This window comes from Xanthomonas hyacinthi (assembly GCF_009769165.1).
Classification (GTDB): Bacteria; Pseudomonadota; Gammaproteobacteria; order Xanthomonadales; family Xanthomonadaceae; genus Xanthomonas_A; species Xanthomonas_A hyacinthi.
This window is the reverse complement of sequence record NZ_CP043476.1, coordinates 975,706-999,245: the sequence shown is the minus strand read 5'-3', so window position 1 is coordinate 999,245 and position 23,540 is coordinate 975,706. Positions and strand designations below refer to the sequence as shown.

Here is a 23,540-nt window from a genome sequence, read left to right as displayed (position 1 = left end):
GCGAGTATAGGCGCCGGGTCGGCGAATGCGATGGCGGGTGCGCGATCGGGGGGCGCTGGCAGCGGTCCGGCGGCGCCGTTTCGCGGGCGCCGAACCGGCGCTTTTGCGCCGCTGCCCCGGGTCGGCGACAATGTGCGCCCCGTCCACATCGTCGCGGCCGCCAGCTCAGGGCCGGATCGCTGCGGAACGGTCGTTCCTCTTCCCCACGGTGACGCATGAATTTCCACGAATACCAGGCGAAACAACTGTTTGCCGACTACGGCATCCCGGTCCCGGCCGGACGCGTCGCGTCCACGCCCGAAGACGCCGTCGAAGCGGCCAATGCCCTGGGCAATGGCCCCTGGATGGTCAAGGCTCAGATCCATGCGGGCGGCCGCGGCAAGGCCGGCGGCGTGAAGTTCTGCAAGACCACCGACGACGTCAAGGCCGCTGCGGCCAAGATGCTCGGCACCTCGATGGAAACCTACCAGTCCGCCGGCGTGGCCCTGCCGATCGGCCTGGTGCTGGTCACCGAGGCCGGCGAGATCGCCAAGGAACTGTACCTGTCGGTGCTGGTGGACCGCGGCACCCAGTCGATCACCTATATCGCCTCGTCGGAAGGCGGCGTGGACATCGAGCAGGTCGCCGCCGAGACCCCCGAGAAGATCCAGACCCTCAACGTCGACTTCGTCGAAGGCCTGCAGCCCTACCAGGCGCGCGAGATCGGCTTCAAGCTCGGCCTGACCGCCAAGCAGGCCAACCAGCTGGCCAAGATCATGGGCGGCCTGTACACCCTGTTCAACGAAAAGGACCTGGCGCTGGTCGAACTGAACCCGCTGGCGATCCTGGACAGCGGCGACCTGTACGCGCTCGACGGCAAGGTCAACTCCGACGACAACGCCACCTTCCGCCACAAGGATCTGGCCGCCATGCGCGACAAGACCCAGGAAGACGAGGCCGAAGTGCGCGCCAGCGAGTACGACCTGAACTACGTGACCATGGACGGCAACATCGGCTGCATGGTCAACGGCGCCGGTCTGGCCATGGCCACCATGGACGTGATCGCGCTCAACGGCGGTGCGCCGGCCAACTTCCTGGATGTCGGCGGCGGCGCCACCAAGGAGCGCGTGACCGAGGCGTTCAAGCTGATCCTGTCCTCGGACAAGGTCAAGGCGATCTTCGTCAACATCTTCGGCGGCATCGTCCGCTGCGACATGATCGCCGAGGGCATCATCGCCGCGGTCAAGGAAGTGGACGTCAAGGTGCCGGTGGTGGTGCGTCTGGAAGGCACCAACGTCGAAGCGGGCAAGAAGCTGCTGGCCGAATCCGGCCTGGCCATCACCCCGGCCGACGACATCAACGATGGCGCCAAGAAGGCCGTCGCGGCTGTCGCTGCCTGACGCATTCCTGGTTCGGGACGAAGCCATCTTGCCCCCTTGAGTCAAGGGGGCGGCAGCGCCGCGCAGCGGCGTTGCGGGGGTTGTGGAAGTACGCCTGAGCGGCGTTTCGCATCGCGAAATGCCGCGTCGTTCCGAAGCCGACCAAATAGCAGAACTCTCAAGGACTCAAACGAATGTCTGTTTTGATCAACAAGAATACGAAGGTCATCGTGCAGGGCTTCACCGGCCAGCAGGGCACTTTCCACGCGACCCAGATGGTCGAGTACGGCACCCGCGTGGTCGGCGGCGTGACCCCGGGCAAGGGCGGCACCACCCACATCAACCTGCCGGTGTTCAACACCGTGCGCGAAGCGGTCGACGCCACCGGCGCCGATGCGTCGGTGATCTACGTGCCGCCGCCGTTCGCGGCCGACGCGATCCTGGAAGCGGCCGCGGCCGGCATCAAGGTCATCGTCTGCATCACCGAAGGCATCCCGGTGCTGGACATGCTGCGGGTCAAGAACGTGCTGAAGTCGCACCCGGACGTGACCCTGATCGGGCCGAACTGCCCCGGCGTGATCACCCCGGACGAGTGCAAGATCGGCATCATGCCGGGCCACATCCACATGCCGGGCAAGATCGGCATCGTGTCGCGCTCGGGCACCCTGACCTATGAAGCGGTCAAGCAGACCACCGCGGCCGGCCTGGGCCAGTCCACCGTCATCGGCATCGGCGGCGACCCGATCAACGGCCTGAACTTCGTCGACTGCCTCAAGCTGTTCAACGCAGACCCGCAGACCCAGGGCATCATCATGGTCGGCGAGATCGGCGGCGACGCCGAGGAAGCCGGTGCCGAGTACATCAAGGCCCACGTCAAGAAGCCGGTCGTCGGCTTCATCGCCGGCGCCTCGGCCCCTCCGGGCAAGCGCATGGGCCACGCCGGTGCGATCGCTTCGGGCGGTTCGGGCACCGCTGCCGGCAAGTTCGCGGCGATGGAAGCCGCTGGCGTCAAGACCGTCCGTTCGCCGGGCGACCTGGGCGCGGCGATCGCTTCGCTGGTGAAGTAAGCGACACGGCGGTTGCGACATGCGGCGCTCAGGTGCCGCATGCCGGCGGCCGTTCGCTGGCGGCAATACCGGTCAGCGTCGAACTGGGCCTCGCGAAAGCGGGGCCTGGTTTTTTTGTGCCGGCGTTTTTCGGTGGCGCAGCGTTTGGCGGGGGGGCGCCACTGCTGTCAGTTGGGCAGGGGCTTCGCCCCCGTACCCTCACCCCACCCCTCTCTCCCACGGGACTTCCTTCGGTCGCCGGGGGGAGAGGGGCTTGAGGCTGCAGACATTTGCGAGTGGTGTGCGGCGGCTGCACTTGGCGGTATGTGTCCGCGCACCGGTCGTCCCTAAGGGACCGCCATTGGTCACTGCCGTGGCCGCCGCCGTCCCTTGGCCGCGGCGGGCGGATGGGCGCTACGCATACTTGCCGCTCCTTCAAGCGATGACAGGAGCGGCACCGGTGGGCAGCAGATGGCGGGCAGCGATGTGTGGTGCGGGACTGGCGTTCGGCGTCGGCGGGATCTGCGCGGCGGCGCCGGGCGACTGGTCCAGCTATGCCGGTGCGCCCGGCGGCGGCCAGCATTCGCCGCTGACCCAGATCACCCCGGACAACGTGGGACGGCTGCGCATCGCCTGGTCGTTCCGGACCGGCGAACTCGGCGCGGGCCTGCCGGATCCGGAACGGCGCCGCTTCGAAGCCAACCCGCTGGTGCTGGGCGGGCGCATGTATCTGGTCACCGGCACCGGCATCGCCTTCGCGCTGGATGCGGCCAGCGGCCGCGAACTGTGGTCGTTCGACGCCAAGGTGTCGCGCGGCAAGCACTACAGCGATCCGGCCTCGCGCGGGGTGAGTTTCTGGCGCGACGCGCAGGCCGCCGCAGGCGCGTGCCGCGAACGCATCGTGTTCGGCACCCTGGATGCGCGGCTGATCGCGCTGGACGCCGCCGACGGCCGGCCCTGCGCCGGGTTCGGCACGGCCGGCACGATCGACCTGCACGCCGGGATCGACGTGCACGACAGGCCCAGCGATGCCTGGGCCAACTATGCGGTGACCTCGCCGCCGGTGGTGGCCGGCGATGTGCTGGTGGTGGGCAGCTCGATCGGCGACAACCGCGGGCATGCGCTGGAGCAGGGCGTGGTGCGCGGCTACGACGCGCGCAGCGGCCGCGCGCTGTGGCGCTGGGATCCGGTGCCGCGCGATCCGGCCGCCGCGGCCGCGGCCGGCTGGCAGCCGGACCAGGCCGCCACGGTCGGCGGCGGCAACGCCTGGGCGCCGCTGGCGGTGGATCCGGCGCTGGGGCTGGTCTACGTACCGACCGGCTCGGCCAGTCCCGACTACTACGGCGGCGAACGGCTCGGCGACAACCGCGATGCGAATTCGCTGGTGGCGCTGGACCTGCACAGCGGCCGCCGGGTGTGGGCGCAGCAACTGGTGCATCACGATCTGTGGGACTACGACCTGGCCTCGCAGCCGGTGCTGGCGACGCTGCAGACCGCGCAGGGTCCGCGCGAGGCGGTGCTGCAGGCGACCAAGACCGGCTTCCTGTTCGCCTTCGACCGCCGCGACGGCAGCCCGGTGTTCCCGATCAGCGAAGTGCCGGTGCCGGCCTCCGATGTGCCTGGCGAGCGCATCTCGCCGACCCAGCCGATGCCCGAGCCGGCGCTGCGCCTGGCCCGGCATACGCCGCTGAGCGCGGCCGACGCCTGGGGGCCGACGCCGGGCGCGCGTCGCGAGTGCGCCGCGCTGATCGCCGGGTTGCGTTCGGAAGGCCTGTTCACCCCGCCCAGCGTGCGCGGCACGATCGCGCTGCCGGGCTGGGCCGGCGGCGTGAACTGGGGCGGCATCGCGGTGGACCCGCAGCGCCAGCTGGCGATCATGCCGGTGTCGGACCTGCCGATGCAGGTGGCGCTGATCCCGCGCGCGCAGTTCCGCGATAGCGACCACGCGCGCCATCCCGACCAGCAGTTCAACGACATGCAAGGCACGCCGTACTACATGCGCCGCGGCATGCTGGCCTCGTCCGGCGGCATTCCCTGCGTCAAGCCGGCGTGGGGGCGGCTGGTGGCGGTGGACCTGCGCACGCGCAAGATCGCCTGGGAACGCCCGCTCGGCACGCTGGAAGAGCGGCTGCCGTGGCTGCCGCTGGACGTGGGCACGCCGCTGCTCGGTGGCGCGGTGACCACCGCCAGCGGGTTGACCTTCATCGCTGCGGCCGCCGATTCGCGCTTGCGCGCGCTCGACAGCGCCAGCGGCAAGACCCTGTGGGACGTAAAGCTGCCGGCCGGCGGTCAGGCCACGCCGTCGGTCTATGCGGTGGACGGCAAGCAGTACGTGGTGATCGCCGCCGGCGGCCGCGAGGGCATGGGGACGATGGGCGATTACGTGGTGGCCTATACGCTCGACGGCGAGGGCAAGGAGGTGGTGTTCCAGCATGGCGTGGCCGCGCGCATGGCGACCCTGGGCGGCGTCGCGCTGGGGCTGCTCGCGGGCGTGGTGACGCTGTGGCGGCGCTGGCGCCGGCGGCGTCGTGCGCGGGCTGGCAGTCGCGGCAACGGCTGAGGCGATGCGCGACATGCCGTTGCTTGTGGGAGCGACTTCAGTCGCGACGCGCGGTCGGTCGGCGGCCGGCTTCGGAACCTGTCGGGACTGAAGTCCCTCCAGCGCATCCAGCCGGTGGGCGGCGCAGCGTGAGGTGGCTGAGCCGGGTCGCCGGCCGCGGTGCGGCGCTACACTGCGCTTTACCGTCGTGCGCATGTGCCGGCTCCGCTGCTGCTGCTGGCGCCGCGCGGTCGGCGCGGCCGCGCATCCGCGCGGCCGTGGCGCGTCTTCCCCCTCCCGCTTCTGCAAGGTTGTCCATGTCTTCTTCCCTTCGCATCGCCATGGCCCAGTTCGATTTTCCGGTCGGCGCCGTGGCCCGGAACACCGATCGCATCCTCGCGATGATCGACGAGGCGCGCGACGAGTACGGCGCCGACATCGTGCTGTTCCCGGAGCTGGCGGTCAGCGGCTATCCGCCGGAGGACCTGTTGCTGCGGCCCGGCTTCCTCGCCGATTGCGAACTGGCGGTGCAGCGCATCGCGGTGCGCGTGCACGGCATCGTCGCGGTGGTCGGCTGGCCGCAGAGCGCCGGCAGCGTGGTCTACAACGCGGCCAGCGTGCTGCGCGGCGGGCAGATCGAAACCACCTACCGCAAGCGCGAACTGCCCAACTACGCGGTGTTCGACGAGCGCCGCTATTTCGATGTCGATCCGGACGGCGGCAGTTGCGTGTTCGAGGTCAAGGGCACCCCGGTCGGCCTGGTGATCTGCGAGGACCTGTGGTTCCCCGAGCCGCTGGCCGATACCGCGCGCCACGGCGCCGAACTGGTGCTGGTGCCCAACGCCTCGCCGTTCGAGCGCGGCAAGCACGCGCAGCGCGACGCGCTGCTGGCCGAGCGTACCCGCGAGACCGGCGTGGCGCTGGCCTATCTCAACGTCGTCGGCGGCCAGGACGCGCTGGTGTTCGACGGCGCCTCGGTGGTCGCCGACGGCGACGGCAGCGTGCATCCGGCCGCGGCGGCGTTCACCGACCAATGGCTGGTGGTGGACTACGCGACGCAGACCCGTGCGTTCACCCCGTTGCGCTGGATCGACGACGGCGACGAGAGCATGGACGCGCTGGCCTGGCGCGCGGTGGTGCGCGGGCTGCGCGACTACTGCGGCAAGAACCGGTTTTCCAAGGTGTGGCTGGGCCTGTCCGGCGGCATCGATTCGGCGCTGGTGCTGGCGATGGCGGTGGACGCACTGGGCGCAGACAACGTCACCGCGGTGCGGCTGCCGTCGCGCTACACCGCCGAGATGTCCAACGACCTGGCGGCCGAGCAGTGCCACGCGCTGGGCGTGACGCTGGAGACGGTGGCGATCGAGCCGGCGTTCGAGGGCCTGCTGCAGGCGCTCGGTCCGTTGTTCGAGGGCACCCAGGCCGACGTGACCGAAGAAAACCTGCAGTCGCGCAGCCGCGGCGTGATCCTGATGGCGTTGGCCAACAAGTTCGGCGGGCTGCTGCTGACCACCGGCAACAAGAGCGAGTACGCGGTCGGCTACGCCACCATCTATGGCGACATGTGCGGCGGCTATGCGCCGCTGAAGGACCTGTACAAGACCGAGGTGTTCGGGCTGGCGAAATGGCGCAACACGGTCGGCGGCGCGCCGGTGATCCCGCCGGCGGTGATCGCGCGGCCGCCGTCGGCGGAGCTGCGCGCCAACCAGACCGACCAGGATTCGCTGCCGCCCTACGATGTGCTCGACGGCATCCTGTACCGCTACGTCGACCAGGAGGAATCGCGCGACGAGATCGTCGCCGCCGGCTACGCCGCGGAGGTGGTCGATCACGTGGTGCGGCTGGTGCGCATCACCGAATGGAAGCGGCATCAGGCCGCGCCGGGACCGAAGGTGTCGCGCCGCGCGTTCGGCCGCGAGCGGCGTTATCCGATCACCAATGGGTATCAGGCGTAGGCGCATGGTGCGCCGCGCCTGAGACGGTTGCGTTTCGGGATCTGCGGGATCCCGGCGCTGTCACGATAGCGGCGCGTGCTTTTCCGGGTCCCCGATCCCCGGTCCCGGGTCCCGACTCTGCAACAGCCGCAATCCAAACGCATCGCCCTGCGCGTTCCAGCCGTGGCTGACCCGCAGGCCGGCGGCCGCGGCCATCTCGCCGAAGCTCTGGTCGCTGTACTTGTGGCTGTATTCGACCTGCATCGCTTCGCCGGCGGCGAAGTCGAAGCGGTGTCCGGCCACGCGCACCTGCTGCGCGCGCTGGCTGACCAGGAAGGTCTCGATGCGCTGGCGTTCGCGCACATACTCCGCGCGGTGACGGAACTGTGCCAGGTCGAAATCGCTGCCGATCTCGCGGTTGAGGCGGCGCAGCAGGTTCACGGTGAACTCGGCGGTGATCCCGGCCGCATCGTTGTAGGCCGCTTCCAGCATTGCAGGGTCCTTGTCCAGATCGATGCCGATCAGCGCGCAGCCGTCGTGGCGCATGGTCTGGCGCATCGAGCGCAGCAGCTGGATGCCGTCGTCGCGGGTGAAGTTGCCGAGCGTGGAGCCGGGAAAGAACACCAGGGTGCGGCGCGCGCTGCGCTGCGGTGCCGGCAGCGCCACCGGGGTGGTGAAGTCGGCGCAGACCGGCAGCATCTGGATGCGCGGGAAGCGCTCGGCCAGGCGCGCGGTGCTGGACATCAGCATGTCGCGCGAGATCTCGATCGGGGTGTAGGCCACCGGCTCGCGCAGGCCTTCCAGCAGCAATTCGGTCTTGCGCCCGCTGCCGCTGCCCAGTTCCACCACGTGCGCGCCGCTGCCCACCGCCTGCGCGATCGACGGCATCCGCGCTTCCAGCAGATCCAGCTCGGTGCGGGTCAGGTAGTACTCGGGCTGGCGGGTGATCGCTTCGAACAGGCGCGAGCCTTCGGCGTCGTAGAAATACTTGGACGGCAGCTGCTTGGGACGGCGCGACAGGCCGGCGATCGCATCGGCGGCGATGTCGTCCGGCTGCGGGTGCAGGTCGGTGAGCGCGGCTTCGGTCAGGGCGCGGGCGGTCGCGGCATTCATGCGGGATCCTTGGCCAGGCGCACGCCGGCGAATTGCCAGCGCGCATCGGAGGGGAAAAAGTTGCGATAGCTGGCGCGGATATGGTCGTGCGGCGTGGCGCAGCTGCCGCCGCGCAACACCCACTGCGCGTTCATGAACTTGCCGTTGTATTCGCCCAGCGCGCCCGCCCACGGGCGGAAGCCGGGATAGGCCAGATAGGCGCTGCCGGTCCATTCCCAGACATCGCCGAACAACTGCTGCAGGCCGGCTTCGCCCTGCGCGGCCGAGTGCGGATGCAGCGCATCGGCCTCGACGAAGTTGCCGGCGATGGCCACGCCGGTGGCGGCCTGTTCCCATTCGGCCTCGGTCGGCAGCCGCGCGCCGGCCCAGCGCGCATAGGCGTCGGCCTCGAACAGGCTGAGATGGCAGACTGGCGCATGCGGATCGCGCTCGCGCCAGCCGCCCAGGGTGAACTCGCGCACGCCATCGGCATGCCAGTACAGCGGCCGCTGCCACGCCTCGGCGTTGCGCCGCGCCCAGCCGTCGCTGAGCCACAGGGCGACGTTGCGGTAGCCGCCGTCGGCGACGAATGCGGCGTATTCGGCGTTGCTCACCGGTCGGCTGGCCAACGCATGCGCCGGCACCAGCACGCGGTGCCGCGGCGATTCGTTGTCGTAGGCGAACGCCGCATGCGCCGGCCAGCCGGGGGCGCCGATCTCGCACAGTTGCTCGTCGCGCTGGATCCAGCGCAGCGCAGTGGCCGGCGCATGCACCGCGGCAAGATCGTGGCGATACGCCGGGGCCAGTGGATTGCTCCAGAACGCGTGCTTGATGTCGGTCAGCAGCAGCTCCTGGTGCTGCTGCTCGTGGTGCAGGCCCAGTTCCAGCACCTGCAGCGTCTGCGCCGACAGCGCGCCGGCCTGCAGCCGCGCCAGCACCCGTGCCTCGACCTCGCCGCGGTAGTCGCGCACCTGCGCCATGGACGGGCGCGACAGCACGCCGCGGCGCGGCCGCGCATGCATCGGGCCGACGCTCTGGTAGTAGCTGTTGAACAGATAGTCCCACTGCGGATCGACCGCGCGGTAGTCGTCGTCGGCGCCCAGCACGAAGCGTTCGAAGAACCAGGTGGTATGCGCCAGATGCCATTTCGCAGGACTGGCATCGTCCATGCTCTGCACCATCGCGTCTTCCTCGCTCAGCGGCGCGGCGAGCAGGCCGGTGCGCTGGCGCACGCTGCCGAACCGTGCCGCCAGCGGCATGGCGGACGCTGCGGGCGAGGGGGATGCCGCCGGAGAGGTCGCTTGCATCCGGCAAGCTTAGGGGAAGACCGTGAATATGCCGTCACGTGCGTCGAAGGATGACGCCAGCCTGTCGCGCGCGGCCGTCCCATTCTGTATGGACGGCATGGCGGCATGCGCTCCGACGCAATCAGCTTCGCGAAAGCGGTCACCGATTCGGCCGGCTGAACCGGTGAGGCGTGCCGATAGGCTAGGGCATCGCAGAAACGCGGCGACCATCGCGCGCACAATGGCCGCTCTTGCCAGCGATGTGAGGCCGCCTGTGCCACTGGACACCGCACTGGAGGCGTTGTTGCCGGAAATCCACGCGCGCCGCGCCGAGTTCGCCGCGCAGGCCTGCCTGTCGCAGGACATCGTGGAGAAGCTGCGTGGGGTGGGCGTGTACCGCGCGCTGGTGCCACGCAACATGGGCGGCGACGAGCTTGGCCCTGCGGATTTCTGCAAGCTGGTCGAACGCATCAGCCAGGCCGATGGGTCCACCGGTTGGGTCGCCAGTTTCGGGGTGTCGGTAAAATACCTGGCCGCGTTGCCGCTGGAAACCCTGCAGCGGATCTACGCCGACGGCCCGGACGTGGTGTTCGCCGGCGCGGTGTTCCCGCCGCAGGCCGCGCAGGCCAGGGGCGACGGCATCCACGTGGCCGGTCGCTGGAAGTTCGGCAGCGGCTGCACTGCGGCGTCGCTGGTGGGGGTGGGCATCACCTGGATACCCGACCCGGTACCGGGCCTGCCGCGCATGGCGGTGCTGCCGCGCGATCAGGTGCGCATCGAGCACAACTGGGACGTCATCGGCATGCAAGGCAGCGGCAGCCACGACGTGATCGTGGATGCCGCGGTAGTGCGGCCGGAGTGGACCTGCATCCGCGGTGGCGCGCCGGCCCTGGCGTCGCCGCTGTATCGCTACCCGTCGCTCGCCTTTGCCGCGCAGGTGCTGGCGGTGGTCGGCCTGGGCGTGGCGCGTGCGGCGCTGGACGAGATCACGGCCGCGGCCGATGGCCGCGTGTCGATCACCGGTGCGCCCAACCTGGCCGACCGCGCCTATGTGCAGATCGAATTGGCCAAGGCCGAAGCCCAGTTGCGTTTCGGCACGCGTCTTTTTTACGAATCCACCGAAAGCGTCTGGCAGGCGGTGCTGGCTGGCGAGGCGATCGACGCGCAGCAGGCCAAGCTGCTGCGCCTGGCCTCGACCAATGCCGCCCGCGCAGGCGCCGATGTGGCGCGCGCCGCCTTCACCTTGGCCGGCACGCCCGGCATCTTTCGCGCCGCGCCGATGCAGCGGTATCTGTACGATGCGCTGGTCGTGGCGCAGCACGCGCTGCTGGCCGAAGGCCACTGGCAGAGCGCGGGCCGTGTGCTGCTCGGCCAGTCCATGCCGCCCGGCTACCCCTGATGTCCGCCGCCCATCGAAAGCGGCGTGCGTCTGGCTGCGGTCACCGCTTATCCGATCCGTGCGGTGCGGTCGCCCAGGATTGCTTCGGCCTGCCAGGTAGCGCGATCGGCGTGCAGCGCGCGTTGGCCACGCTGCAGGCGCGTGCGGCAGCGCGCAGGCCCGGTCAACAACGTTCGGTAGCGCGCCTGACCCAGATCGAGATGAGTGCGGAGCCGGCGCGAAGGGTCGAGACAAGGCACGCGCCGCCGCACAGCGCCGACCAGCGATGAGGCTGGTCATGTACCTGTCCGCTTTTCCGCTGCAATTCCAGACCGCTCGCCGCACAGTCTCTATCATGGGCATGGGACACGATTGTGTCGTCAATGGCCGGCACCGCCGCAGGTGAACATGCCCACCGTTCCGCCCAGCACTTCCCTCATGGCGTGCAGTGCGCCGCCAATGGCTCCGTTCGACCTTGCCGAGGCACGGCACGGCTTCATCCTGCCCGCGGGGGTGCGCTATCTGGATACCGCCAGCAAGGGGCCACGCTTGGCCAGCGTACTCGCCGCCGGGCAGGCGGCGCTGGCCGCGTCGGTGGCGCCGTGGACGCTGTCCTTCGAGGCCTGGCGCGCACAGATCGAAAGCCTGCGCGGCCTGGCCGCGGCCACCGTGTTCGAAGGCGACGTGGATGGCGTGGCGATGGTGCCGTCGGCCGCCTACGGCCTGGCCAGCGCGGCGCGGCAACTGCCACTGGCGGCCGGCGAGGCGGTGTTGCTGCTCGACGGCCAGTTCCCGTCGAATCTGCTGCTGTGGCAGCAGCGCTGCGCCGAGACCGGCGCGCAGCTGGCGGTGGTGCGGCGCGGACCGCAGCAGGACTGGACCGAGGCGGTGCTGGCGAGGCTGGATGCGCAGCCGCGGGTGCGCATCGCAACCCTGCCCAATGCCTATTGGCGCGACGGCGCGCTGCTCGACCTGGACCGCATCGCCGCGCGCGTGCATGCGGCGGGCGCGGCGCTGGTGCTGGACCTGAGCCAGAGCCTGGGCGTGTTGCCGGCGCGGCTGGCGGCGTGGCGGCCGGACTTCGTGGTGTCGGTCGGGCACAAGTGGCTGCTCGGGCCGATGGGGCTGGCCTGGCTGTGGGCGGCGCCGCACTGGCGCGCGCATGGCGTGCCGATCGAGCACCACTGGCAGGCCCGCGACCCTGGCGCCGACTGGAACTTCCCGGCCGCGGCGCCGCCCCCGTTCCGCACCGGCGCACGCCGTTTCGATGCCGGCGGCGTGGCCGAGCCGCTGCGGCTGGCGATGGCCAGCGCGGCGCTGCAGCAATTGCAGCATTGGCAGCCGGCGCGGATCGCGGCGCGGCTGGGCGAACTCGGTGCGGCGTTCGAGGATGAGCTGCAGGCGCAAGGGGCAGGCGACTGGAGCGTGCCCGGGCATGCGCCGCACCTGAGCGCGCTGCGCCCGCCGGCGCCAGCCATGCAGGTCTTGCTGCCGTGGCTGCAGCGCGCGCAGGTGATCTGCACGCATCGCCATGGCGCGTTGCGCATCGCGCCGTATCTGCAGCTGACACCGGAGGCGATGCGCGGGCTGGCGCGCGAGATGGTCGCCGCGGCGCGCGGTTGAGCGCTGAGTTTGAAGCGCTCCCACAGGGATTTGCGGCGCGCCGGCTGGGTGCACTGTGGGAGGGACTTCAGTCCCGACGGGTTCCGGAGCCGATCGCTGGCCGGCGCCGCCGCGGTGCGATCGATGGGCTGAGCACACGATGTTTCCGCTGTCGCGCCGATGAGCAGCGCCCGGGACGCGCCGGCCTCAGTGCCGCGCCGCCAGGCGCAGGCCGCGTGGGGTCAGCCAGCGCTCCAGGCCCTCGAACAGCGCCTGCACCAGCAGCGCCAGCACCGCCGCCGGTATTGCGCCTTCCAGGATCAGGCCGATGTCGTCCAGGCGGATGCCGGTGAGGATCGGCTGGCCGTAGCCGCCGGCGCCGATCAGCGCGCCCAGCGTCGCGGTGCCGACGTTGATCACTGCCGCGGTCTTGATCCCGGCCAGGATGGTGCGCAACGCCAGCGGCAGCTCGATCCGCCACAGCCGCGTGCGCGGCGGCAGGCCGATCGCCGCGGCGGTCTCGCGCAGCTCGCGGGCGATGCCGGTCAGGCCGGCATGGGTGTTGCGCACGATCGGCAGCAGGCTGTACAGGAACAGCGCGGCGATCGCCGGCCTGGCGCCGATGCCGAACAGCGGGATCATGAACACGAACACCGCCAGCGACGGCAACGTCTGCAGCACCCCGGTCAGCGACAGCACGACCTGGCCCAGGCGCGGCCTGCGCGCGGCGAACACACCCAGCGGCAGCGCCACCAGCAGCGCCAGGCCCAGCGACAGGCCGACCAGCGCCAGGTGTTCGCGACTGCGCTGCAGCAGGCGCGTCAGCCTGGTGTCCTGCGCCGGTGCGGCGATGCCGAGCCAGTGCGCGGCCACCGCGCTTTCGGCGCGTTTGTCCAACTTCGCCTCGGCATTGAGCCGTTGCATCGTCGCCGCGTCGATGCGCCCGCCCAGGCCCTGCAGCGCCTGCACGAACTGCGGCGCGCGCTGCGCCAGGTCGCTGCGGTACAGGAACACCGCGGCATAGCGCGGGAAATAATGGCGGTCGTCCTGCAGCACCAGCAGGTCGTGCGCCGGGATCTCGGCATCGGTGCTGTACAGGTCGGTGAGGTCGATCGCGCCGCTGTCCAGCGCGCGGTAGGCCAGGTCGTGGTCCAACCCGGTCGGGGTCTGCGGCAGCCGGTAGGCCGCGCGCACGCCGGGCCAGCCGTCGGCGCGCGACACGAACTCGTTGCTGAGCCCGAGCTGCAGCGCCGGATGCGCGGCCAGGTCGGAGAGGCGGGCGATGCCCAGCGCCTGCGCGCGCTGCCGGCGCATGCCGAACGCATAGGTGTTGTCGAAGCCCAGCGGCGCGCTCATCGCCAGGCCTCGCTGCGCCAATGCGCGGCGCAATGCGGCATCGTCGGCATCGGGCAGTTGCAGCAGTTCCGTCGCCAGGGTGCCGGTGTATTCGGCATAGGCATCGATCGAGCCCTGCTGCAGCGCGCGCCACAGGATGCGGGTGCCGCCGAGCTGGCGCCGGTGCTCGACCTCCACCCCGGCCTGGCGCCCGGCGCCGGCGGCGATCTCGCCGAGCACCACCGCCTCGGTGAAGTTCTTCGAGCCGACCACCACCTTCGCCGGCGCCGCCATCGCCGTGCCGGCGAGCAGGGCGAACAACGCCGCGAGCGCGAGCAGCGCCGCCGCGCGGCGGCGCGCTGCGGCCCTCACCGCGCATCCTCCAGCGTGCGCTGCGCGTGCAGGAACTGGCCAACGAACGGCTCGGCCGGCGCATCCAGTAACTCACGCGCGCTGCCCTGCTGCACGATGCGCCCGCTGCGCATCAGCACCAGGGTATCGCCCAGGTAAGCGGCCTCGGCGACATCGTGGGTCACCAGCACCACGGTCTTGCCGAGCAGTGCGAACAGCTCGCGCATCTGCGTCTGCAGTTCGTGGCGCACGATTGGGTCGAGCGCGCCCAGCGGTTCGTCCAGCAGCAGCACCGGCGGGTCCAGCAGCAGCGCGCGGATCAGGCCGACGCGCTGGCGCTGGCCGCCGGACAGCTCGGCCGGATAGCGCGCCAGCAAGGCCTCGGGCAGGCGGCACAGCGCGGCCAGCTCGTGCAGCCGCGCGTCGATCCGCGGCTGCGCCCAGCCCAGGGTCTGCGCCAGCAAGGCGGCGTTGTCGCGCGCGCTCAGGTGCGGGAACAGCCCGCCTTCCTGGATCACATAGCCGATGCGGCGGCGCTGCGCCAGCAAGGTGGCGCGGCGCAGCGGCTCGCCCTGGAAGCGGACCTCGCCGGCGTCCGGCCATTCCAGCCCGAGCAGCATGCGCAGCACGCTGGACTTGCCGGCGCCGCTGGGACCGATCAGCGCGGTGCTGCGGCCCGCGGCGATGCGCAGATCGACCCGGTCCAGTGCGAGTGCCTCGCCGTAGCGGCGGGTGACCTGATGCAGTTCGAACATGCCATCAGCATAGCCGGGCCGCGCTGGTCGGCGCGCGAAGGCGTGGACGTGCTCGGTCGGCGAAGCCGGGTCAACGAGGCGAGGGCACGTCGGTGGCGGTGGTCGCGGGCCACGCACAGATTGCGCCTGGTCGAGCGGCATAGCGGCCGGCCGTTGCCTGCGTCGCCAAACGCAACAGGGGCCTTGCGGCCCCTGTCTGCTTGCCTCCTGCAGCGTGGCTCAGCGCGCCATCTGCGAATTGGACTGGCCGGTGGCGGCGGATTTCTCGCCGGCGAACGGATTGAGCTTGCGGATCATCCACGGGTACTTCGGCCAATGCCCGGTCAGCCACGGATGCTGGGGATCGTTGAGTTCCAGCACCCGGCGCGCGTCGTCGGCCAGCGGCTTGTTGCCCAGATGGGTATAGGCCTCGGCCAGCACCGCCACCGCATCGTACTGGTAGGCGCTCTGCGGGTAGGTTTCCAGCAGGTAGGTGGCGCGGCCGGCGGCCGCCACCCAGGCGTCGCGGCGCAGGTAGTACAGCGCGTTGTCCAGCTCGTGCTGGGCGAACACGTTGCGCAGCGCGATCATGCGCTGGCGCGCATCGGCGGCGTAGCGGCTGTTCGGATAGCGCTCGGCGACGATGTTGAAGTCGGCGTAGGCCTGCTGCGGCGTGGACAGGTCGCGGCGGCTCGGGTCCAGCGACCACACCCGGCGCAGGAACACCGTGTCGCGGTTGCCGTTGGACAGCCCGCGCAGATAGTACAGGTAGGCGATGTTGCGGTGGGTCGGGTAGGTGCGGATGAAGCGGTCGATGCTGGACACCGCGTCGTCGTGCTTGCCGGCCTTGTACTGGGCGTAGGCGGACTCGATCATCGCCTGCTCGGTGTACTGGCCGTACGGGTACTGCGCGATCAGGCGCTTGAAGCTGCCCTCGGCACCGGCCCAGTTGCCGGTCTGCATCTGCGTGTGCGCCTTCTGGTACAACTGCTCCACCGGCATCCCTTCCTCGGGATTCTTGTTCTTCTGGCGGTGGCAACCCGTCGCCACGACGACCATGACCAGCATCAAGGCGATGAAACGGACGTGCGCGGAGAGCGGGACGGAGCGTCGGATCATGGGTTCGGGCAGGACACGTCAGGAATACAAGGGGGCGATGATAGCCTAGTGGCCTGTCCGGCGACTGACTATGGCCGCCGCGACCCTCCCTTTCCGACCTGGCCGTCCCCTTTTCATGCCCAACACCCTCCCGGACTCCCCCGAGGACGCCGTCTCCGACGGCCCGCGCCAGGTGCGCGTGCCCGATCACGCCGCCGGCCGCCGCTTCGACGCGGTGCTGGCCGAACTGTTTCCCGCATTCTCGCGTTCGCGCCTGGCCGAATGGATCAAGTCCGGCGACGCGCTGCTGGACGGCGCCCGGGCGCGGCCGCGCGACGCCCTGCGCGGCGGCGAGATCGCCAGCCTGCACGTGGTGCTGGAGACCCAGACCCATGCGCTGCCGGAGGATATCCCGCTGGAGGTGCTGTACGAGGACGACCAGGTCATCGTGCTGAACAAGCCGGCCGGGCTGGTCGTGCACCCGGGCGCCGGCAACCCCGGCGGCACCCTGGTCAACGCCTTGCTGTACCGCGATCCGTCGCTGGCGGCGCTGCCGCGCGCCGGCATCGTGCACCGCCTGGACAAGGACACCAGCGGCGCGATGGTGGTGGCGCGGACCCTGCCGGCGCACACCTCGCTGGTGGCGCAGCTGGCGGCGCGCGACGTGCATCGCCAGTACCTGGCGGTGGTGGCCGGGCCGCTGGTCTCCGGCGGCACCGCCAATGCGCCGATCGACCGCCACCCGCGCGACCGCCTGCGCATGGCGGTGCGCGAGGACGGCCGCGACGCGGTCACCCATTACCGGCTGCGCGAGCGGTTCCGCGCGCATACCGCGCTGGAATGCCGCCTGGAGACTGGGCGCACCCACCAGATCCGCGTGCACATGGCGCATCTGAAGCACCCGATCATCGGCGACCCGCTGTACGGCGGCGCGCTGAAGCTGCCCAAGGGCGCCACCGAGGCGTTGATCGCCGAACTGCGCGGCTTCAAGCGCCAGGCGCTGCATGCCGAGACGCTGGAGTTCAAGCACCCGACCAGCGGCGAACCGGTGCGCGCCAGCGCGGCGGTGCCGGCGGACCTGCAGCGCCTGCTCGCGGTGCTGCGCGAGGACACGCGCCTGGCTGCCGAGCAGGCGCGGCGCTGAGCATGGCGATGCCGGGTCGGGACGGGACGCGCGCAGGCGGGGCTGGCGCCTCGGTGCCGGCGCCGGCATTGCGCGCGCGCTGTCTGCCTGGATGCGAAGCCGCCCGCGCGGCCGGCGCAGCGCGGCCGGCCGCCGCCGGGAGCACGGCGCTGCGTCCGGTGGCACCGTTCGCCTGCGCGGCCGCCGCAGGATCGCCGCGGCGGGCCGCACGCGCATGACCGACTTCGCCCTGCTCGCCGACTGGCCGGCGCCGCCGCGGGTGCATGCGCTGACCACGCTGCGGCATGGCGCAGGCGCGTCGCTGCCGCCGTTCGACCGCTTCAACCTGGGCAATCGCAGCGCCGCCGACGGCGACGATGCGGCCATGGTGCAGCGCAACCGCGACGAGCTGGCCGCGCGGCTGGCGCTGCCCTCGCCGCCGCACTGGCTGCGCCAGGTGCACGGCACGCAGGCGCTGCGCTTCGACCGTCCGCCCGTCGTGGCCGGCGTCGACGCCGAGCCGGTCGCCGACGCGGCGGTCGCCTCGACCCCTGGCGTGGTGCTGGCGATCCTCACCGCCGACTGCCTGCCGGTGGTGTTCGCCGCCCGCGACGGCAGCGAAGTCGGCGCCGCGCATGCCGGCTGGCAGGGCCTGGCCGGCGGCGTGCTGGAGGCCACCGTGGCCGCGCTGCGCACCGCGCCGGCGCAATTGCAGGCCTGGCTGGGGCCGGCCGCCGGGCCGCAGGCGTACGAGATCGGCGCGAACGTGCGCGATGCCTTCCTCGGCCACGATCCGGCTGCGGCCAGCGCCTTCGCCGCCACCCGTCCCGGGCACTGGCGGGTGGACCTGTACGCGCTGGCGCGGCAGCGCCTGACCGCGGCCGGGATCGATCCTGCGCACGTCCACGGCGGCGGGCTGTGCACCATCTCCGATGCGCCGCGCTTCTTTTCCTACCGCCGCGACCGCCGCTGCGGGCGCATGGCGACGCTGGCGTGGATCGGGCGCTGAGCCCGCCGCCGTTCGCGCAGCTGCTCGGCGACGGCTTCGCGCAGCTGCCGCCGGCGCCGCGTGCGCTGCATTCGGTGGCGCGGCGGCAGCGCCATGCGGGCCGCGCCGCCGTGCGCGTGGCTGGTGCGGCGGCCGGCGGCGGCCGCGAGCCTGGAGATCAGCGTCGACTTCGTCGTCGATGGAAACGGCGAGCGCTGGCTGCGCCGCTTCGGCGCGCGCCCGATGCCGTCGCGGCTGTGGCTGCAGGACGGACCGCTGCGCGAGCGCCTGGGCGCGGTCGAGTTCGCATTCGCGTTGCGCGTGGAGGCGGGGACGATCGTCTGGCGCGCCATGCGCGCGTGGGCGTTCGGGGCGCGGCCGCTGCCGCGGCGCGGGCTGGCCGGCGTGCACTGCCGCGAAAGCGAGCGCGACGGCCGCTACGCGATGCCGGCTACCGACTCATTGCGCGCAACCGCTATCGCTGGTTCGGCAGCTCGGCGCCGTGCTTCCTGCCGGACCCGGCGCAGCGTTCGCGGTTTCTGGAGTAGCGCGTCGCGAGGTGCGCGCGGCGGGAGGAGCGGCGCCGCTGCAAGAGCGGTTGGCGTGGCGGGCGAACTCCCTTGGCGCAGTCGGAGGCGTCGGCTGATGGCCCGCGGCCGCGCAGCGCCATTCCTGCAAACCGCCGAACTTCCGCAAGATGCGGACGCCGGGTTGCCGATTCGGGCAGTGCATTTGCAACCCGCATGTTTGCTCAGTCGAGCGTTGGCAGCGACTGCGAATGGCCTTGGGCCGTCGGTCGCGACTGGCTCTATCGCCTGTCGCCGCGGAGTGCCGAGCTCCCCGGGTCGTTCCACGTGTGTTGTCTGCCGGCCAGAGGAAGACGCCCTAGCTGCTCGCGCTGCGCAGCAGCGGGGTGACGTTGCCGCCGCCGGCATGCGCCGCGCGGGCGGGCTCGATGCGGAACACCGCCACCGCCGTGGCCAGGCCGCCGGCCTGTTCTTCCAGGCTGCGCGCCGCGGCGGTCGCTTCCTCGACCAGCGCGGCGTTGCGCTGGGTCACTTCGTCCAGCTGCATCACCGTGCGGTTGACCTGCTCGATGCCGCTGGACTGTTCGGTGCTGGCGCCGCTGATCTCGCCCATCAGGTCGGTGACGCGCTTTACCGAGGTCACGATCTCGCCCATCGTGGTGCCGGCCTGGTTCACCAGCGCCGAACCCTGGGTCACCTTCTGCGTGGAATCCTCGATCAGCGTCTTGATCTCCTTGGCCGCGTCGGCCGAACGCCGCGCCAGCGAACGCACTTCCGCGGCGACCACGGCGAAGCCGCGGCCCTGCTCGCCGGCGCGCGCGGCCTCGACCGCGGCGTTGAGCGCCAGGATGTTGGTCTGGAAGGCGATGCCGTCGATGACCCCGATGATCTCGCCGATGCGCCGCGAGGAGGCGCTGATCGCGCTCATCGTGGCGACCACCTCGTCCATCACCTTGCCGCCGGACTGGGCGATCTCGCCGGTGCTGTGCACCAGGCCGTTAGCCTGCTGCGCGTTGTCGGCGTTGTGCTTCACCGCCGAGGTCAGTTCCTCCATCGCGCTGGCGGTCTCTTCCAGGCTCGCCGCCTGCTGCTCGGTGCGGTCGGACAGGTCGGTGTTGCCGGCGGCGATCTCCATCGAGGCGCGACGGATCGCCTCGACCGCGCCCTGGATGCCGACGATGATCTCGGTCAGCTTGGCCACGGTGCGGTTGGTGTCCTCGTGCAGTTGCGCGAACACGCCCTGCGCGTCGCCGGCGATGCGGTGGGTGAGATCGCCTTCGGCCAGCGCGGTCAGCGCGCTGGCCAGCGCCGCCAGGTTGCTCTCCACCGAATCGCAGATGCGGTTGACGCCTTCGGCCAGCGCCTTGAGCACGCCGCCCATCGCCGCAGTGTCGAGGCGGCGGCTGAAATCGCCGTGTGCGGCGGCCTCGATCACCGTGGTCAGCGCCTGCTCGGCTTCGACCTGCGCGGTCACCTCTTCCCACTGCGCGATGGTGCCGAGGCGCACGCCGTCGGCGCCGGCGATCGGGCTGTAGACGAAGTCGATCTGGCGGCCGAAGAACGGCGCGCGCACGCGCTTGGAACCGGTCAGCGCGCGCATGCGCTCGATCGCCGCCTGGCTGTCCGGATAGATGTCGCCGATGCTGCCGCCGACGAACTGCTCGGCGCGGAATTCGGGGCGGAAGCGCTGCACGTCCGGCTCGATCGCGCGCAGCATCTGCAGCAGCTTGCGGTTGGCGAAGTGCACGCGGCCGTCGTCGTCGGCGATGCGGACCATGGTGTCCAGGTCGTCCAGCGCCTGGAGTACGAAGCGGCCGCGGCGCAGTTCGGCCTCGGTCTCGGCCTGGCGCGCGGCCAGCCGCGCCTGCGCGGTGTGCAGCGCACGCAGCAGCGTGGCGTCCGCGCCATGGCCGGCGGGGTCGAGGCGTTGCTCGCAGCGGCCTTCGCCCAGCGCCTGCAGCGCCTGCACGACGCGTGGCGATGGCGCCGGCGCGAGCCGCAGGCCGGCCCAGTACAGCGCCGCCACCAGCAGCGCCGCGGCGATCAGCGCCGGCGTCAGCCGCGCCAGGGCCGGGCCGTTCGGCCCGAGCTGGCGGCCGACGTGCAACGCGTACAGCGCCATCGCCAGCAGGCCCAGCGCGTAGGCCAGTGCGAGCAGCGCCGCACGCGGGTGCAGGCGGGCGCTGCCGGTCGGGCGAAGGGATGGGGCGTCTGGCGAGGTCATGGCGGCTACCGGCTGGGAAGCGTCGGCGCAGTCCATTCGCGTCGACGGATGCTTCGTGAATGTGCTTCTCAGTATCGGCTGGCAGGTCCGCGGACTTGACCGTGGCGGCGACCGTTCGTCGGAAACGTGGCACCTGAATAGGCGCGATAGGTCGCTGCAAACCTTCTCTTTTGTGCCGCAGTGCGGCACGTCGCCCGCGCCGCTGCCCCCGGCAAAAACAAAACCGGCCGTCTTGCGACGGTCGGTCGGGTCGAACGCAGGCGGCGGCGAGCGTTATTTCGCCGCGGCGGCGTCCGGCAGCGCCCAGGCGATGACGCTGTCGCCGGGTTTGGTTTCCATGCGGTCGTGGCCGCCGATCGCGGCGACGATGTACTGCCTGCCGTTCACCGTATAGCTCAGCGGCGCGGCCTGCGGGCCGGCCGGGACCCGCACTTCCCACAGCAGCTTGCCGGTCCGGGTGTCGTAGCCGCGCAGGAAGTTGTCCAGCGCCGCGCCGATGAAGGTGACGCCGCCGGCGGTGGCCAGCGAGCCGCTGTTGTTCGGCGTGCCCAGCTCGAACTTCATCTTCGACGGGATGCCCATCGGGCCCTGGTCGTAGCCGGTGCCCAGCGGGCGCCGCCAGATCACCTGCTGGGTGCGCAGGTCCACGCCGGAGATATAGCCCCACGGCGGCGCGATGCACGGCGTGTTCAGCGGCGACATCCACGGCTCCTTGCGCGCGCCGTAGGCCAGCCCTTCCTGCGCCATGTAGCCGGGCGTCCTGCTCTTGCCGTTGAACACCGAGACCACGCCCAGCTTGTCCATCTCCGCGCGCGGGTAGACGTGCTCGGTGTACGGCAGGCGGTTGCTGTTCATCACCATGATGCCGCGCTGCAGGTCCACCGATACGCCGCCCCAGTTGATGCCGCCGTGGTTGCCGGTGAACGCCAGCGAGCCGCCCAGGCTGGGCGGGGTGAACATGCCCTGGTAGCGCAGCTGCTTGAACTGGATGCGGCAGGCCAGCTGGTCGAACGGGGTGATGCCCCAGGCGTCGGATTCGACGAGGGTCTCGTAGCCCTTGCCCGGCGCGCCGACGGTGTTGGGCATGCCCGGCGACACCGGCTGGGTCTTGGCGGTCCAGTCGCCGTGGTCGGTGCCCTGCGGCACCGGCAGTTGCTGCACCGGCATGATCGGCGTGCCGGTCTCGCGGTCGAGCACGAACACCTGGCCGGACTTGGTGGCCTGGATCACCGCCGGGCGCGTGCCGCCGCCGGGGACCGGGAAATCGACCAGGTTCGGCTGCGGGCCGATGTCGTAGTCCCACAGGTCGTGGTTGACGGTGCGGAAGTGCCAGCGCTCCTTGCCGGTGGCCGCATCCACCGCGACCAGCGAGGCGGTGTATTGCTCTTCCTGCGCGGTGCGGCCCTTGCCGAAGAAATCGCCGGAGGCGTTGCCGGTGGGCAGGTAGACCAGGCCCAGTTCGTCGTCGGCGGCCATCAGCGACCACACGTTCGGGGTCGAGCGGGTATAGGTCTGGCCGGCCGGCGGCGCGGCGGTGATCGCCGGGTTGCCCAGGTCCCAGGCCCAGCGCAGCTGGCCGCTGATCGCGTCGAAGGCGCGCACCACGCCGGACGGCGCATCGCGTTCCTGGCCGTCGCGGACCTGGCCGGTGGGCTGGATCACCACGCCGCGCATCACCACCGGCGGCGAGGTCGGGCCGACGAAGCCGGGCTTGGTGTTGCCGGTGTCGGTGTTCAGATCGACGTAGCCGTGGTCGCCGAAGCTCTCGCACAGCTTGCCGGTGGCGGCGTCGAGCGCGCCGAGGCGGCCATCGACCATCGGCCAGAAGATGCGCTTGGCGCATTCGGCGACCGCGGTGGTGGCCTGGAAATAGGACACGCCGCGGCAGGTGGTGGCGGCGACGCCGGCCATCGCCTTGGGGTTGGTCTTCGGGTCGAAGCGCCAGCGCTCCTTGCCGGTGGTGGCCTCGACCGCGATCACCTGCTGCGTGGGCGTGCAGATGTAGACCAGGTCGCCGACCTTCAGCGGCGTGTTCTGGAACGCATAGCCGAGCTTGGAGCCGGCGGGCTTGAGGTCGCCGGTATGGAATTCCCAGGCGATCTTCAGGTCCTTGACGTTGTCCGGGGTGATCTGCGCGCCGGGACTGTAGTGGTTGGACAGGTTGGAGCCGGCATAGGCGGTCCAGTTGCCGGCGTCGTGGTTGGCGGCGACGTTGCCGTCGGGGCTGTGCACCGTGGCGCGGCTGAACGCGGCCTGCGGCCGCTGCGCGGCCAACGCGGGGTCGGCCAGTTCGATGCTGCGCGGGAACAGCAGCGGCCCGAACACCAGCAGCGCGCCGAGCACCGGCAGCACGCCGGCGACCAGCGCGTAGCCCAGGCCGGACAGCGGCGCCAGGCGCCGGCGCGCCACTTTCCAGAACGGCAACAGCAGCAGGCCCAGCACCGAGAGCATCGCCAGGCGCGGGATCAGCGCCCAGCCGTCCAGGCCGACTTCGGCCAGCGCCCAGGCGATGGTTGCGGCCAGGGTCAGGCCGAACAGCCACAGCCCGGCGCGGCGGCCGCGCGCCAGCAGCGCACCGGACACGGCCAGGGCCAGGCCGGCGAGCAGGTAGTACCAGGAGCCGCCGACGGCGACGAGTTGCCCGCCCAGCGCGGCCAGGGCGGCGCCGATCAGGGCGATGACCACGGCATAGGCGACGAACAGCCAGTTGCCGGGTCCGTGTTGCGGGGAAAGAACGGTCATGGAGAGGGTCTGCAAAAGATCCGGCGGCGCCGCGCTGGCGCAGAGGGATCGTGGAGGGGGATTGGGCACTGGTTCGGCTGCAGCGGCGGCGGCCTGGCGCACAACGATCGCGCCGCGCTGCCCTCCCAGGAGGGCGATGCGCGGCGTCTGCCGGCGATTTTAAGACAATGCATGTGCGCCGTC

The 23,540-nt window shown here is 71.2% G+C and carries 16 protein-coding genes; 8 read left to right on the top strand and 8 right to left on the bottom strand.

From position 1 onward, the window contains the following. The first annotated feature begins 215 nt into the window (after positions 1-215). From sucC to FZ025_RS04570, 4 genes are all read left to right on the top strand, one after another. Positions 216-1,379 carry an ADP-forming succinate--CoA ligase subunit beta gene (gene sucC, locus FZ025_RS04585; protein ID WP_046978047.1) on the top strand — a complete coding sequence of 388 codons (1,164 nt, stop codon included), beginning with the start codon at positions 216-218 and terminating at the stop codon, positions 1,377-1,379. Positions 1,380-1,552: 173 nt separating this feature from the next. Further along, positions 1,553-2,425, top strand: a complete 873-nt coding sequence (gene sucD, locus FZ025_RS04580; protein ID WP_104557683.1) for a succinate--CoA ligase subunit alpha — start codon at positions 1,553-1,555, stop codon at positions 2,423-2,425. 463 nt (positions 2,426-2,888) lie between these two features. Beyond that, positions 2,889-4,964: a pyrroloquinoline quinone-dependent dehydrogenase gene (locus FZ025_RS04575; protein ID WP_244292461.1), complete on the top strand. Its 2,076-nt coding sequence runs from the start codon at positions 2,889-2,891 to the stop codon at positions 4,962-4,964. 296 nt (positions 4,965-5,260) lie between these two features. Continuing rightward, positions 5,261-6,898 carry an NAD+ synthase gene (locus tag FZ025_RS04570; RefSeq protein ID WP_046978192.1) on the top strand — a complete coding sequence of 546 codons (1,638 nt, stop codon included), beginning with the start codon at positions 5,261-5,263 and terminating at the stop codon, positions 6,896-6,898. 60 nt (positions 6,899-6,958) lie between these two features. Here FZ025_RS04570 and egtD read toward each other — a convergent pair whose 3' ends face one another. Both egtD and egtB read right to left on the bottom strand, forming a co-directional pair. Beyond that, complete coding sequence (gene egtD, locus FZ025_RS04565; RefSeq protein ID WP_046978191.1) at positions 6,959-7,990, bottom strand: L-histidine N(alpha)-methyltransferase; 1,032 nt, start codon at positions 7,988-7,990, stop codon at positions 6,959-6,961. Then, complete coding sequence (egtB, locus tag FZ025_RS04560; RefSeq protein ID WP_046978190.1) at positions 7,987-9,276, bottom strand: ergothioneine biosynthesis protein EgtB; 1,290 nt, start codon at positions 9,274-9,276, stop codon at positions 7,987-7,989. The genes egtD and egtB overlap by 4 nt, the downstream gene beginning before the upstream one ends. 253 nt (positions 9,277-9,529) lie before the next feature. Here egtB and FZ025_RS04555 point away from each other — a divergent pair, with 253 nt between their 5' ends. Beyond that, entirely contained in the window at positions 9,530-10,654 is a 1,125-nt protein-coding gene (locus tag FZ025_RS04555) for an acyl-CoA dehydrogenase family protein (RefSeq protein WP_208803739.1), read from the top strand. 438 nt (positions 10,655-11,092) lie between these two features. Then, positions 11,093-12,256 carry an aminotransferase class V-fold PLP-dependent enzyme gene (locus FZ025_RS04550; protein WP_104557679.1) on the top strand — a complete coding sequence of 388 codons (1,164 nt, stop codon included), beginning with the start codon at positions 11,093-11,095 and terminating at the stop codon, positions 12,254-12,256. Positions 12,257-12,442: 186 nt separating this feature from the next. On the opposite strand, the gene FZ025_RS04545 is transcribed toward FZ025_RS04550, so the two are convergent. From FZ025_RS04545 to FZ025_RS04535, 3 genes are all read right to left on the bottom strand, one after another. Then, positions 12,443-13,864 carry an ABC transporter permease/substrate-binding protein gene (locus tag FZ025_RS04545; RefSeq protein WP_046978196.1) on the bottom strand — a complete coding sequence of 474 codons (1,422 nt, stop codon included), beginning with the start codon at positions 13,862-13,864 and terminating at the stop codon, positions 12,443-12,445. A gap of 74 nt (positions 13,865-13,938) precedes the next feature. Continuing rightward, complete coding sequence (locus FZ025_RS04540; RefSeq protein WP_104557677.1) at positions 13,939-14,676, bottom strand: ATP-binding cassette domain-containing protein; 738 nt, start codon at positions 14,674-14,676, stop codon at positions 13,939-13,941. 219 nt (positions 14,677-14,895) lie between these two features. After that, entirely contained in the window at positions 14,896-15,774 is an 879-nt protein-coding gene (locus FZ025_RS04535; RefSeq protein WP_046978186.1) for an outer membrane protein assembly factor BamD, read from the bottom strand. 115 nt (positions 15,775-15,889) lie between these two features. On the opposite strand from FZ025_RS04535, the gene rluD reads away from it, so the two are divergent. Both rluD and pgeF read left to right on the top strand, forming a co-directional pair. After that, positions 15,890-16,897: a 23S rRNA pseudouridine(1911/1915/1917) synthase RluD gene (rluD, locus tag FZ025_RS04530; protein ID WP_167523869.1), complete on the top strand. Its 1,008-nt coding sequence runs from the start codon at positions 15,890-15,892 to the stop codon at positions 16,895-16,897. Between the two features lie 214 nt (positions 16,898-17,111). After that, complete coding sequence (gene pgeF, locus FZ025_RS04525; protein ID WP_046979339.1) at positions 17,112-17,885, top strand: peptidoglycan editing factor PgeF; 774 nt, start codon at positions 17,112-17,114, stop codon at positions 17,883-17,885. On the opposite strand, the gene FZ025_RS04520 is transcribed toward pgeF, so the two are convergent. The 3 genes from FZ025_RS04520 to FZ025_RS04510 form a co-directional block, all read right to left on the bottom strand. Further along, complete coding sequence (locus FZ025_RS04520; protein WP_046979336.1) at positions 17,828-18,217, bottom strand: hypothetical protein; 390 nt, start codon at positions 18,215-18,217, stop codon at positions 17,828-17,830. The two genes, pgeF and FZ025_RS04520, sit on opposite strands and share 58 nt — an antisense overlap. A gap of 532 nt (positions 18,218-18,749) precedes the next feature. Then, on the bottom strand, positions 18,750-20,651 hold the full coding sequence (locus FZ025_RS04515) for a methyl-accepting chemotaxis protein (RefSeq protein ID WP_386269560.1): 1,902 nt from the start codon (positions 20,649-20,651) through the stop codon (positions 18,750-18,752). Between the two features lie 237 nt (positions 20,652-20,888). After that, positions 20,889-23,318 (bottom strand): membrane-bound PQQ-dependent dehydrogenase, glucose/quinate/shikimate family, encoded by a 2,430-nt coding sequence (locus tag FZ025_RS04510; RefSeq protein ID WP_208803782.1) that lies wholly within the window; start codon positions 23,316-23,318, stop codon positions 20,889-20,891. Positions 23,319-23,540: the final 222 nt, after the last annotated feature.